Genomic DNA, 13,142 nt, shown 5'->3' with positions numbered 1-13,142 from the left:
GGGATGGAGGAATATCAAATATGGTGAAGCATATATGGGATTCAGAGCGAGCTGCACAGCTGCCTAAAGGTGTAGAGGAATTGGTGTACAGGTCCAATCTGATCGGGTCAGACCGCACTGTCTGCAACTGGGGCGGGGGGAATACATCTATGAAAACAGCGGAAAAGGATTTTAGAGGCCGTGAAATAGAAGTCATGTGGGTAAAAGGAAGCGGTTCGGATTTGGCAACAATGAAAACGCATAACTTTACCGGTTTGAAATTAGATGATATCCGCCCGCTGATTAAAAGGGACCAAATGCCAGATGAAGAAATGGTAGACTACCTGTCTCATTGTATGATAGACAGCAAACATCCCCGCCCTTCAATTGAAACGCTATTACACGCTTTTCTGCCATACAAACATGTTGACCATACCCATCCAGATGCGATTATCAGCATATGCTGTGCAGATAATGGAAAACAAATCGCTGAAGACATTTACGGAAACCGATTTGTATGGGTGCCATACGTTCGCCCTGGATTTACTTTGTCTAAAATGATCGCTGAAGGCGTAGCAAACAATCCCCACGCCGAGCTTATATTAATGGAGAAACACGGCTTAGTCACTTGGGGAGAGACGTCTGAAACATGTTATCAAAAAACGATATCCATCATTCAAGAAGCCGAGCAGTATGTTAACGATCGTATCAATCAGCATGAGGTATTCGGAGGCAAAAGGTATCAGCCGCTGCCGGAGGATAAAAGAAAACAAATCTTGGCAGGCATCATGCCTGTGATCAGAGGAGCAGTAAGTAAAGAAAAGAAAATGATCCTTTCCTATGATGATCATGACGATGTCTTGGAATTTGTAAACAGTGTCCAAGCGCCAGCACTTTCGCAAATCGGTGCGGCATGCCCGGATCACCTTGTTCACACAAAACGGGTTCCGCTGTACATTGATTGGAATCCGGAAACTCAAGATGTGCACAAGCTTGCAGATCTGATCAAGTCAGGAGTCGAGACCTTTACATCAGAGTATCAGGCTTACTTTACACGCAATCAGCAGGATGGGGATCAAATCTTTGAATCCGCCCCGCGGGTGATATTGATTCCTGGAATCGGAATGGTGAATACAGGAAAAAGTTATGCCATGTCTAAAGTAAGCGGGGCTTTATATCGGAGGGCCATCGCCGTGATGAAAGGAGCAACCGCTCTGGGGCAATTTGTTTCTTTACATGAAAATGAATCCTACCATGTCGAATATTGGCCGCTCGAACTATATAAACTCACGCTGGCCCCGCCGGAAGCAGAATTTTCCCGAAAAGTAGCGTTGATAACTGGAGGAGCCGGCGGAATCGGCAGTGCAGCATGCCGCCGATTTGCAGCTGAGGGAGGGCACGTGATCGTAGCTGATCTGAATATAGAAGGTGCACAGAAAATTGCCGGGGAAATAAACGATGCATACGGAGAAGGACGGGCAATGGCTGTCAAAATGGATGTGACAAAGGAGGAAGACGTACAATCAGCTTTTGAACGAGCGGCGCTTGCTTACGGCGGCATTGATATCGTCGTCAATAATGCCGGGCTGGCCACATCAAGCCCATTTGACGAAACAAGTCTAAAAGAATGGAATCTTAATATGAATGTTTTAGGAACAGGCTATTTCCTTGTAGCCCGTGAAGCGTTTAAACAGATGAAACACCAAAATAGAGGCGGAAGCATGGTATTTGTCGGATCGAAAAATTCGGTTTATGCGGGCAAAAACGCCTCTGCCTACAGCTCGGTTAAGGCGCTTGAAACCCATTTAGCAAGATGCATTGCTGCAGAAGGTGGAGAATTCGGCATTAGGGTCAACTCTGTTTTGCCTGATGCGGTTCTTCAAGGATCGGCAATCTGGGGTTCAAGCTGGCGGGAGGAACGAGCCGCGGCGTACGGGATTGAACCGGATCAGCTTGAGAAACATTACCGGAAACGGACAGCATTGCTCGTTAATATTTACCCGGAGGATATTGCCGAAGCCATTGCATTCTTCGCTTCTTCCAAAGCCGAAAAAACAACGGGCTGCATGATCACGGTAGACGGCGGCGTCCCTGCTGCTTTTACGCGTTAGAAATATGCTATGATAAAAAATATAAGACGGACTACGATATGAGGAAGGGCGTTACCGATGCTAGTAGCAGAACGGCAGCAAAAAATAGTGGAAATAGTAAATATGCGTTCAAGCATCCGCGTTTCCGAATTAAGTGACATATTTTCAGTCACAGAGGAAACCATTCGGCGTGATCTTGAAAAGCTTGAAAAAGAACATAGACTGAGCCGGAGCCACGGAGGAGCGGTCAGTATTCAGCAGAAGGAATCAGAAATTCATTTTTCTGAACGGGAAATTACGAATGTCATCGAAAAAAAAGCTATCGCTCACGAAGCGGCCAAATATGTAAAAAGCGGAGACCGAATCATTCTCGATGCAAGCACAACCGCTTGGTACATGGCGAAAATACTCCCTGACATTGAGCTCACCGTGATTACAAACTCAATGAAAGCAGCTATTGAACTCAGCAATAAAGAAAACATATCAGTCATTTCAACAGGCGGCATTTTGCTGGAAAAATCATTATCGTTTGCCGGCCCGTTAGCAGAGCGTTCACTTGAGACCTATCATGTCAATAAAACCTTTCTGTCATGTAAGGGATTTGACGTACACAACGGGATGAGTGATTCAAATGAGTGGCAGGCGCTGCTCAAAAAACGGATGATCGAAAGGTCGGACCAGACCATTTTGATGGCCGATTCAAGCAAATGGGGGAACCGCGAGTTTTCACATATCGCCTCGCTGCAAGATGTCAGCCGCCTAATTACGGATTCTGGACTTGATCTGGCATCGGTAAAAGCTCTTGAGGACAAAAAGGTGAAGGTGACAGCTGTTCCTCTTTCGAAGAGAGGGTGAAAGAATGATTTATACTGCCATTGATATAGGCGCATCAAGCGGGAGAATCATGGTAGGTGAACTGAATGAAGGGAAGCTTGACATACAAGAGATTCACAGGTTCGCTAACGGTTTCAGTCAAAGAGACGGGCATTGCTTTTGGGATATTGATCATTTGCTAAAACAAATCCTGCAAGGACTGCAAAAAGTAAAGACGCTTGGGTATGAACACTGCACCGTAGGCATTGATACATGGGCAGTTGATTATGTCTTACTGGACGAAAAAGGCGATCGGTTGCGGGAAGCAATCTCCTACCGTGATAGAAGAACAGATCATACAATAGACAAACTGGAACATACCCTCTCAAAAGCCGCAATTTATCAAAAAACAGGAATACAATTTCAGCCTTTCAACACGATCTATCAATTGTATGAGGAAGAACGTGAGCTGCTGATAAAGACAGACAAAATTATGATGATTCCTGATTATTTAGGCTATTGTTTAACCGGAAAAGCTGTAACGGAAATCACAAACGCGTCCACAACACAGCTTTTAAACGCCTCAACGGGAAATTTTGATCCTGAATTGCTTGAAGCCGTGTCCGTTCTGGAACAGCAATTTGCGCCGCTGACTGAACCGGGGGGTGAGCTCGGGAAGCTAAGAAATGAGTGGTTCCCAGATTATGATCTCCCGGCGTGCAAGGTGATGACAGTCGCAACACATGATACGGCCTCGGCCGTCATTGCGGCGCCAGGCGTACATGATGGCTGGGCGTATATCAGCAGCGGAACATGGTCGTTAATCGGGGTTGAAAACAAAACACCGATAATAACTGATCTTGCTTTAGAAAACAACTATACAAATGAACGCGGTGCAAACAACACTATTCGCTTTCTCAAAAACATTATCGGCATGTGGGTGATACAAGAAGTCAGACAGCAGTTACAAGCAGATTACTCTTTCCAGCATCTTGCAGAAGAAGCCGAAAAAACAGAACCATTCCAGCAATTTATAAACTTAAATGATAAACGATTCCTGAATCCAGAAAACATGATAAAGGAAATACAACATTATTGCAGACAAACCCGCCAAAAGATTCCCCGTACTGCAGGCGAACTTGCCTGCTGCATCTACAGCAATTTAGCCATCATCTATGCGATAGCCATCAAAGAGCTCGAAACAATCACAGAAAAACCGATCGAGCAATTTCATATCATCGGCGGCGGAGCCCGGAATGATTTCTTAAATCAATTAACGGCAGACATGAGTGGAAAAGCGGTATATGCAGGGCCGATAGAGGCAACTGCCACCGGAAATCTTTTGATGCAAATGATTGCTGCCAAAGAAGTCAAAGACATAAAAGAAGCCCGGCAAGTCGTCAGAAATTCCTTTCCGATCAAAGTGTTTACACCTAAAGACATTGACAGAAGCACGATCATTCAGTCATTTCAGCAAACTGTTTTGAAAGCGCTATCTAAATGATGAAGAGGTGAAAAGGTTTGAAAAGAAAAGCCAGTATCATGTTTGTCCATCAAGACAAGTACGAAGAATACAAACAGCGGCATGATGACATTTGGCCTGAGATGGCAGAAGCACTCAAAGCTCATGGAGCACACCATTATTCCATTTTTCTAGACGAGGAAACAGGCAGGCTTTTTGCATATTTAGAAATAGAGGATGAAGAGAAATGGAGAAAGATGGCGGACACGGAAGTTTGCCAAAGATGGTGGAAATCGATGGCGCCATTAATGAAAACAAATTCGGATTTCAGTCCTGTTTCGATAGATCTAAAGGAAGTTTTTTATTTGGATTAAAAAACCGATAAAGGGAGAGAGCCGTATGACCATAAAAGCCAATTATGACAGTGCAAAACAGGCATATGAAAAATGGGGAATTGATGTTGAAGAGGCGCTTCGGCAATTAGAGCAAGTGCCCATTTCGATCCACTGCTGGCAGGGTGACGACATTGGAGGCTTTGAAGTAAATAATGGCGAGCTTTCAGGCGGAATTGACGTGACCGGCAATTATCCCGGAAAAGCGCAAACTCCTGAAGAATTAAGAAAAGATTTGGAGAAGGCTCTTTCTCTCATTCCTGGAAAGCACCGCGTAAACCTGCATGCGATATACGCAGAAACAAACAGGGAAGCGGTAGAACGTGACGAATTGAAGCCGCAGCATTTTGAAAACTGGGTGAAATGGGCAAAAAACCTTGGTCTCGGTTTAGATTTTAATCCGACCTTGTTTTCGCATGAGAAAGCGGCTGACGGACTCACCCTTTCACACCCTGATCCGGACATCAGAGAATTTTGGATCAGGCATTGCATCGCTTGCCGCCGTATCGGGGAATACTTCGGGAAAGAATTAGGAACACCTTGCTTGACGAATATTTGGATTCCCGACGGCTATAAGGATATCCCGAGTGATAGGCTGACACCGCGTAAAAGACTAAAAGAATCACTGGATCGGATCTTCGCAGAGGAGATCAGTGAACAACACAATCTTGATTCAATCGAGAGCAAGCTGTTCGGGCTTGGCTCCGAATCATATGTTGTCGGATCTCATGAATTTTATTTAGCTTATGCTTTGACGAATCATAAGCTTTGTTTACTTGATACAGGCCATTTCCATCCGACTGAGACGGTATCAAACAAGATCTCGTCCATGCTGCTTTACACAGACAAGCTTGCCTTGCACGTATCTCGGCCTGTTCGTTGGGATAGCGACCATGTAGTGGTTTTGGATGATGAATTGAGAGAAATCGCTCTTGAAATTGTACGAAATCAGGCTCTTGAGAAGGTCGCCATCGGTCTGGATTTTTTCGATGCCAGCATTAACCGTGTAGCCGCCTGGACCATCGGAACGAGAAATATGATCAAAGCTTTATTGTATGCCTTGCTTCTCCCGAACGGCTATTTAAAACAATTGCAGGAAGAGGGCCGCTATACAGAAAGGCTGGCCCTGATGGAGGAATTCAAAACATATCCTTTCGGAGCCATCTGGGATTCCTACTGTGAGCAAATGGGCGTTCCGGTAAAAGAGGCATGGCTTCATGACATCAAAGAATATGAGCAACAGGTGCTTTTAAAAAGGAAGGCATCTTCTCCGATTGTCTAATAAAAAATCCGCCGCGGCATTTGCACGCGTGCGGATTTTTTTAAGCTTGATCAGCAGGGTATATAATTCCCATTTGCTTTCTTGCTTCTTCCATAATTTTTGCAGTGGTCAAAGACCGTTCAAATGTATTTTCTTCAGATTCCAGCTTATTCTCTTTTATGAGCGTGACAAATTCTTCTGCTTCATAGAACATCGCCGGTTTAGGATCAGGAATCGCAATGTTTTCAAGGCGGCCGTCCCGGTAGCGGATTTCAACACGTTCAGGCCGGTGAATCGTATCGATTACAATCGTCCCGTCTTCACCCTGGATTTCCGCCGGGGCATAGGAAGTAGAGATTTTGGAATGCATCAGAACAGCTTCGAACCCGTCGTAAGACAGAATGACAGTTCCCTCTCCATCCACTCCGGAAGATAAAACATATCCGTTTGCTTTTACATCCTTCGGCGCGCCAAACAACACAACAGCCGGATAAATACAATAGACGCCAATATCCATTAATGACCCATTGGAAAGCTCAGGCTGAAACGCATTCAAAACAGTTCCGCTTCTGAACGCGTCATACCGTGAGGAATACTGGCAGTAGCTTGCGGTAAATCTGCGGACAGTGCCAATTTTATGCAGGTGTTTTTTCAGCTCTTTGAAATTCGGCAGGAAAGTGGTCTTCATTGCTTCCATGAGAACAACGCCGTTTGCCTTAGCCGCTGAGATCACCTCTTCTGTTTCTTTTGTATTCGAAGCAAACGGTTTCTCACAAAGGACATGCTTGCCATGGTTCATAAAGAGAACGGCTTGTTCCTTGTGAAGAGCGTTCGGGCTGGCTATGTATACGGCATCAAAGCAATCGCTCGCCGCCATTTCCTGAAGGTCTGAGAAGGCATGCGCAGCGTTGTGTTTAGCAGCAAACTCGCCAGCGCGTTCAGCCGATCTTGAATAAACAGCAGTCAGCTGAAAATCTTCGATATCCGCTGCTGACTCAAGAAAGCGGTCTGTAATCCAGTTGGTTCCTATTATTGCAAAACGTATCACTCGTATCGCTCCTTTTGTATGATATAGCTAAATTATAGCTTAAAAAGAACAAAATCACATGATAGATATAAATAGAATGTTAAAACCGTGAAAGCTTTTCCAGCAATTAACGGTTTTTATTTTTCATTATAGGGACGATAGTGTACAATTTAATTAAACTATGTATGACGGAGGAACGATAGTGGAGACGTTGCAAACATGGAGCGGCAGATTCAAGCGATTCTTCTTGGACAATAAGTTTGTTTTATTTTTGCTTGTGCTGCTGCTGATTGGTTTAAATATTCTAGTATTTACAAAAACATCATTTATTTTCACCCCGATTATTGTTTTGCTCAAAACGATATCACTTCCGATTATTTTGACAGGCATTGTTTTTTATCTGTTAAACCCGGTCGTCGATTTCCTTGAGAGAAGAAGAATAAGAAGAATCTATTCTATTTTACTGTTGTATCTATTGATTATCGGGCTGATCACGATCACAATCGTGTCGATCATTCCCTTCTTAAAAGAACAAATTATGAGTTTAATCGACAACATCCCAAGATATGTGGATATCGTTGAAAATCAGACGAAACAGCTGATCGGCAGCAACTTCGTCAATCAGGCCCAGCAAACGACGAACATCAATATATCTGATCTCGCAACAAAGGTTTCAGATCAGGCAGCGACAATTGTGAACAGTACCTTTACCGGCGTTGGGAATTTTATCGGCGCCCTGACTGAGATTATCATTTCAATCGTTACGGTTCCGTTTATCCTTTTCTATTTGTTAAAGGACGGAAAAAAATTGCCGGTCTACATACTGAAGTTTGTTCCGACGCAATTGAAAGAACAGACATACACAGTCTTAAGCGAAATGAATCATCGGTTAAGCTCTTATATCAGAGGCCAGATCATTGTCAGCTTCTGTATCGGGTTTTTGCTGTTTATCGGTTATTTGATTATCGGGCTGGATTATGCTTCATTGCTTGCAGTCATTGCGGCTTGCACAAGCATCGTTCCGTATTTAGGGCCAACGATTGCCATTACGCCTGCGATTATCATTGCCATAGTGACATCGCCGCTCATGCTGCTTAAGCTGGTGATCGTTTGGACCATTGTTCAGCTGATTGAAGGGAAGCTGATCTCTCCGCAAATTATGGGAAAAAACCTTCACATCCACCCGATCACGATTATTTTTCTGCTATTAACAGCCGGCAAGCTGTTTGGCGTTGTTGGAATCATTCTTGCCATTCCGGGCTATGCAGTTGCTAAAGTCATTACGACACATTTATTTGACTGGTTTAAAATGCGCTCACATTTATACGACGAAGAAAAAAATGAAAATACACCGGGGCATAAAGTGTGATTTTCGTTTATAGTTATATAAGACGGGCTTTCCATTTATGGGAAGCTCCCGTTATGTAAAAAAATAAATGTCTAATGGGGAGAATCAAAATCATGACTCTATGGGAATTGTTTGTAGCCGCCATTTTAGGAATCGTAGAAGGATTAACAGAGTACGCGCCGGTTTCTTCGACAGGACATATGATCATAGTAGATGACATCTGGCTTAAATCAAGTAATCTGATGTCAGAAGAAGCTGCTAACTCATTCAAGGTGGTTATTCAGCTAGGCTCCATTTTAGCAGTAGCTATCGTGTTTAAAGACCGAATTTTAAATTTACTAGGCTTGAAAAAAAATATTACAAGCGACCAGGAGCAGGGACATAAATTAAGCATTGCCCAAATTGCCGTCGGACTCGTGCCTGCAGCTGTTCTCGGCTTTTTGTTTGAAGATTACATTGATGAATATTTATTTTCCGTTAAAACTGTGGCCATCGGTTTAATTGCCGGGGCAATCCTCATGCTTTTTGCTGACTGGGTCAATAAACGGAAAACAGCGACAGACACACTCGACCGCATTTCCTATAAACAGGCGATAGCAGTCGGCTTATTCCAATGTCTTGCCCTTTGGCCGGGTTTCTCGCGTTCAGGTTCAACCATTTCCGGCGGTGTTATTCTAGGATTAAACCACCGAGCTGCAGCCGACTTTACGTTTATTATGGCGATGCCGATCATGATGGGAGCCAGTTTTCTAAGCCTCGTGAAGCATTGGGACAGCTTAAGCTCGGATCTGATGCCATTTTTCATCGTCGGCTTTATCTGTGCCTTTGTGGTCGCACTGTTTGTCGTCCGTTTCTTTTTAAGGCTGATTAACAAAATCAAACTTGTCCCATTTGCAATCTATCGAATTATTCTCGGTGTGATTTTACTTTTGATCATGATGTAAGTCGAAAAATAAGGCTCTTTTCCGAGCCTTATTTTTTCTGTCAATTCAAGAGGAAACTGCTTGTTTTTCAAAAAAAAATCATCTATAATAAACATGACGTTACATACGGGGCCATAGCTCAGCTGGGAGAGCGCTACGCTGGCAGCGTAGAGGTCAGGGGTTCGAGCCCCCTTGGCTCCATACCTTTAAACCCTTATTCTATAAGGGTTTTTTTGTTTTGAGGAAAAGGTTTCATTCTCTGAATCCTCCAGTTGAGCGAAGTCAAAGTGAGCAGTTTATCTGTCAATCATGAATTTTCCAATACCTCCTTTTGTTCCTCAAAGACCGTCATGTCTTCTAAAGGGGGGGAGTAGACATGAAGAGACACCATTCGTTCGGATGTGGGATTAGACATTTTGTGAATTAAACCTTTGGTTGAAATAAGACATTCTCCTTCGTGGACAAAGTATGAATTGGAGAGTTCTGCGTGTTCGCCGGCTGAGCGATAAATAGAATTAAGAAGCTTTCCTTCTAGCACCATTGCACAACCAATGGATTGACCATGATCGTGTACTGTTGTCTCCTTGTGTGGTGGAATGTTAATCACGATAATTTCCAATTCATTATTTCGATAGATGGCATTTCGGCCGTAAGCGTACTGGTCTGGTTCCTTAATATACGGTTGACTCAATTTTGCCGCGTTTGGAATTTGTTTTAAAGATGTTGCTAAATCTTTAACCGATGGATTTTTCAAGCCGCCAAAAATGTCTTGGATACACTCATACAGTTCCATTCGTTTTTGCCTCCCGGAATATTCAAGATTTCCTTACATTGGTATTTCACAGGTTAATTCATGGTATTTACCCATATACAATTTAGAGGCGGCAAATGCCCAGTGAACACAAAAAAATGTGCGGCCAAAATGTTGTCTTATCACCAACTTATTCGAGTTTATTAGTTGGAATAGTGGATTGAAAGGGTTAAAACGGCCTGCTTTAATTCGCTTGAGGGAACGAGCAGGGATCCATAAGTGCAGTTCTAGACACAATATCGGGGAAAAGCTTTCAAGCTTTCTATGTTGTGCTTGAAATTTACTCCATTGACAAAACACAATCGATTTGAAATAATATTTGATTATATGCTCATTCATTCACATAATTATAATAAAATAATATCATTTCCCCTGAAAGGGAGAATATTAGAATGAAAGCTAATGGTATGCAAAATCTATTAGCTTCTTTTGGTTTCAAAAAATGATGTGTTTCGCATGTATTCATATAGGAAGGAATGACAACATGAAGACAAAACACTATTGGGTAATTTCTTTGCTCGCCGTCTTAGCGGTCGGGCCGGGATTGATGTCTAACACGGCATTGTCGTCAGTTCAAGGCCTTGTTCAGAAAGCGGTTGGAACAAGTGGCTTCACAACAGTAAATCCGATATTGATCGGCAATATGGCCTTTGCCTTGTTAGTTCCGGCAGGACCGCTGCTGAGGAAAAAATTCGGTGCTCGTCCCGTCTATCTGGCTTCATTACCTGTCTTTATACTAGGCTCACTGCTCATCGCATGTTCAGGCGATATTGCATGGATGGCGGCAGGGCGCTTTTTTCAGGGGGCGGCAACAGGCGTCATGCTGATGATTATGATTCCAATGCTTGTACTGTCATTCCCGATTGAACGCAGGAACTATGCACTACTTGTGCTGATCGGGGGATTCTATGGTTCTGTTATCATCGGCACAATCCTGGGAACCATTGCAACAAGCTGCGGGCATTGGAGATGGCTGTTTTTCATCTTTGGCACCTTGTCCCTGATCGGTGTTGCGGTGAGCTATTTCTTTCTTCATGACGAGCATCACGGAGCGGCGGATCAAGAACAGCCGCTTGATCGTGCGGGAATTCTTTTATCTGTTTTCCTTGCCGCAGCCTCAGCGGTTTCATTCATTTTTCTGCAAAAATGGGGGCTGTCATCGGGTTATGTATGGATTGGTTTCGGTGTGACGTTATGTTTGCTCATTGGTCTATTGATTGTGGAATATAAAGTGAAAAACCCCTTCATATCTATTAAACTGATGCTGCTGCCAAAACCGGTGCTTGGCTTATTGATCATAGCTGCAGGGACGATAACGGTAGCTGTCAGCCTGTCTGCTTTTCAAGGCTTGCTCCGTCAAATGGATGATATTTCTCAGGAGCATCTCATTTTTTTAAACTTGACTCTTTTAATCGGAGTGGCGATCGCGGCCATTTTGAGCGCTCTGTTATATGATAAAGTCGGACCAGGGATGCTCGGTATTATCGGCGGACTCATTCTCGTTTTTGTGAATTTCCAATGGCTGCATATGCAGGATCGATCATCTCTTTATATGTTCGCGGCACTGTTTATCATGCTTGCAGCGGGAACAGGCCTGACAGTCGCCGCAGGGCTGATGGGAGCTGCCATGGGAGGCCCGCTGCCTGATTTGGTCAAGAGAATGACAGCTGTTCAGTTTTTAAGATTGTTTGTCTATATGGGAGTTCCCATTCTCATCGGCTTTTTCACGAAAAAAGATGCTGCCAGACAAAGCGGTTCGGTACAGGATTCTATGATGACTGCTTATCATGATCTCTTCTTCATTTCTTTTATCCTTAGCGTGCTGCTCGTCTGCCTGTCATTTTGTATGAATGCCACTGGAATGGGGCACAAGCTGGCACATAAACCACATGATAAAGCGAAAACAGCTCCGGAAAAACCGGCCGTCTCAGCACAAGGTTTGTCGAAGGCAACTGTCAAATCATATAAAGTAATAAATGATACGGAATATCGGAATGCACTCAGAAATTTACAAAAATAGAAACATGGTAAAAACCTTTTCATTGAGCGAAAAGGTTTTTATTTTGCAATCTTTTCCCAACTTTATCCCTAAAGAATTGAAAAATATTAGAAGTGCAAGTAAAATTCTAAAAGGTAGATTCTTTTACATTCGTAATCTTTTAATTCGAAGGAAGGTTTTCATGGCCCGTAAAAAACTTAAAAAACGTAAACTCTTGATTTCACTATTTTTCCTTGTATCGATTCCGCTAGCTCTGTTTGTTTTAGCGACAACTTTATCAAAACCGATTGAAATATCCAAAGAAACTGAAGAAATCGATGAACAGCAAGTATTTATAGACAGTCTGTCCGGACATGCCCAAATTTTGTATGAAAAATACCATGTTCTCCCCAGCATCACAATTGCTCAGGCCATTCTCGAATCGGACTGGGGGAACAGTGAACTGGCTGCTAAGGCCAACAACCTTTTTGGCGTAAAAGGGAATTATAAAGGCCATCATGTCACGATGGAAACGGACGAAGTTGAAAAAGGGAAAAGAAAAACCATTCGCGCGAAGTTTCGAAAATACAGCACGTTTTTTGAATCTATGGATGATCACGCCCAATTGTTCGTCCGTGGCACATCGTGGAATAAAAAGAAGTATAAACCGGTGCTTGAGGCAGGGAATTATAAGGAAGCGGCAACCGCCCTGCAAACATCAGGATATGCTACAGACCCTGACTACGCTGACAAAATCAGCGCTATTGTGGAAAAATACGATTTAGATGAGTACGATGAGGTAAATCCATCCCTCAAATCTGTGGATTTAAACGCCTCTATTAAAGACAGTGCCGTTCAAGACGTATGGTCCAAGCCTTCTACTGATGATCGGTCCATAAGGCTTACCTCTGCCCAATCTTACGTTGGCAAAGACATAAAGGTTGTGTCTAAAAAACAGAAAGGCCAGTCTGTATGGTACCAATTCCAAATCAATGATAAACTTATTGGCTGGATTGATGATTCAGCTGTTGAAATAAAGGAGGCAACCTAAGCCCTTT

11 protein-coding genes and 1 tRNA gene are annotated in these 13,142 nt (G+C 43.4%); 10 read left to right on the top strand and 2 right to left on the bottom strand.

Features of this window, described 5'->3' with window-relative positions:
* The first annotated feature begins 20 nt into the window (after window positions 1-20).
* Genes ACFVP7_RS17225 through rhaA form a run of 5 tightly spaced genes read left to right on the top strand, consistent with a single transcriptional unit; the run spans window position 21 to window position 6,018 of the window.
* Entirely contained in the window at window positions 21-2,090 is a 2,070-nt protein-coding gene (locus tag ACFVP7_RS17225; protein ID WP_338730741.1) for a bifunctional aldolase/short-chain dehydrogenase, read from the top strand.
* Between the two features lie 57 nt (window positions 2,091-2,147).
* Window positions 2,148-2,924, top strand: a complete 777-nt coding sequence (gene rhaR / locus ACFVP7_RS17220; protein ID WP_338730740.1) for a rhamnose catabolism operon transcriptional regulator RhaR — start codon at window positions 2,148-2,150, stop codon at window positions 2,922-2,924.
* 4 nt (window positions 2,925-2,928) lie between these two features.
* Window positions 2,929-4,386 (top strand): rhamnulokinase, encoded by a 1,458-nt coding sequence (gene rhaB / locus ACFVP7_RS17215; protein WP_338730739.1) that lies wholly within the window; start codon window positions 2,929-2,931, stop codon window positions 4,384-4,386.
* Between the two features lie 17 nt (window positions 4,387-4,403).
* Window positions 4,404-4,718, top strand: a complete 315-nt coding sequence (rhaM, locus tag ACFVP7_RS17210; protein ID WP_015714599.1) for an L-rhamnose mutarotase — start codon at window positions 4,404-4,406, stop codon at window positions 4,716-4,718.
* A gap of 25 nt (window positions 4,719-4,743) precedes the next feature.
* Complete coding sequence (gene rhaA, locus ACFVP7_RS17205) at window positions 4,744-6,018, top strand: L-rhamnose isomerase (RefSeq protein ID WP_338730738.1); 1,275 nt, start codon at window positions 4,744-4,746, stop codon at window positions 6,016-6,018.
* 40 nt (window positions 6,019-6,058) lie between these two features.
* Here the strand turns inward: rhaA and iolU are convergent, their stop codons facing one another.
* The gene (gene iolU, locus ACFVP7_RS17200; RefSeq protein WP_338730737.1) at window positions 6,059-7,045 is read right to left on the bottom strand and encodes a scyllo-inositol 2-dehydrogenase; all 987 of its coding nucleotides are present in this window, start codon (window positions 7,043-7,045) and stop codon (window positions 6,059-6,061) included.
* A gap of 181 nt (window positions 7,046-7,226) precedes the next feature.
* On the opposite strand from iolU, the gene ACFVP7_RS17195 reads away from it, so the two are divergent.
* The 3 genes from ACFVP7_RS17195 to ACFVP7_RS17185 all read left to right on the top strand — a co-directional run bounded on the left by ACFVP7_RS17195 (window position 7,227) and on the right by ACFVP7_RS17185 (window position 9,496).
* The gene (locus ACFVP7_RS17195) at window positions 7,227-8,393 is read left to right on the top strand and encodes an AI-2E family transporter (protein ID WP_024571881.1); all 1,167 of its coding nucleotides are present in this window, start codon (window positions 7,227-7,229) and stop codon (window positions 8,391-8,393) included.
* Window positions 8,394-8,485: 92 nt separating this feature from the next.
* Complete coding sequence (locus tag ACFVP7_RS17190) at window positions 8,486-9,316, top strand: undecaprenyl-diphosphate phosphatase (protein WP_014477785.1); 831 nt, start codon at window positions 8,486-8,488, stop codon at window positions 9,314-9,316.
* A gap of 107 nt (window positions 9,317-9,423) precedes the next feature.
* Window positions 9,424-9,496 (top strand) — tRNA-Ala (locus ACFVP7_RS17185).
* Between the two features lie 106 nt (window positions 9,497-9,602).
* Here ACFVP7_RS17185 and cdoA read toward each other — a convergent pair.
* Window positions 9,603-10,088, bottom strand: a complete 486-nt coding sequence (gene cdoA, locus ACFVP7_RS17180) for a cysteine dioxygenase (RefSeq protein WP_122894636.1) — start codon at window positions 10,086-10,088, stop codon at window positions 9,603-9,605.
* Window positions 10,089-10,590: 502 nt separating this feature from the next.
* Here cdoA and ACFVP7_RS17175 point away from each other — a divergent pair.
* Window positions 10,591-12,126, top strand: coding sequence for an MFS transporter (locus ACFVP7_RS17175; RefSeq protein WP_338730736.1), 1,536 nt, complete (start codon window positions 10,591-10,593; stop codon window positions 12,124-12,126).
* Window positions 12,127-12,286: 160 nt separating this feature from the next.
* Window positions 12,287-13,135: an exo-glucosaminidase LytG gene (gene lytG / locus ACFVP7_RS17170; protein ID WP_003228938.1), complete on the top strand. Its 849-nt coding sequence runs from the start codon at window positions 12,287-12,289 to the stop codon at window positions 13,133-13,135.
* Window positions 13,136-13,142 lie beyond the last annotated feature (7 nt).

It is taken from the genome of Bacillus sp. SG20033, from assembly GCF_044570195.1.
Lineage (GTDB): Bacteria > Bacillota > Bacilli > Bacillales > Bacillaceae > Bacillus > Bacillus subtilis.
The sequence above is the reverse complement of the archived record's forward strand: the minus strand, read 5'-3'. Positions and strand labels throughout refer to the sequence as shown.

Coding starts and splice junctions, on each gene's coding strand:
- ACFVP7_RS17225 (WP_338730741.1), top strand. CDS start 21: ATGGTGAAGCATATATGGGATTCAGAGCGAGCTGCACAGCTGCCTAAA.
- rhaR (WP_338730740.1), top strand. CDS start 2,148: ATGCTAGTAGCAGAACGGCAGCAAAAAATAGTGGAAATAGTAAATATG.
- rhaB (WP_338730739.1), top strand. CDS start 2,929: ATGATTTATACTGCCATTGATATAGGCGCATCAAGCGGGAGAATCATG.
- rhaA (WP_338730738.1), top strand. CDS start 4,744: ATGACCATAAAAGCCAATTATGACAGTGCAAAACAGGCATATGAAAAA.
- ACFVP7_RS17190 (WP_014477785.1), top strand. CDS start 8,486: ATGACTCTATGGGAATTGTTTGTAGCCGCCATTTTAGGAATCGTAGAA.
- cdoA (WP_122894636.1), bottom strand. CDS start 10,088: ATGGAACTGTATGAGTGTATCCAAGACATTTTTGGCGGCTTGAAAAAT.
- ACFVP7_RS17175 (WP_338730736.1), top strand. CDS start 10,591: ATGAAGACAAAACACTATTGGGTAATTTCTTTGCTCGCCGTCTTAGCG.
- lytG (WP_003228938.1), top strand. CDS start 12,287: ATGGCCCGTAAAAAACTTAAAAAACGTAAACTCTTGATTTCACTATTT.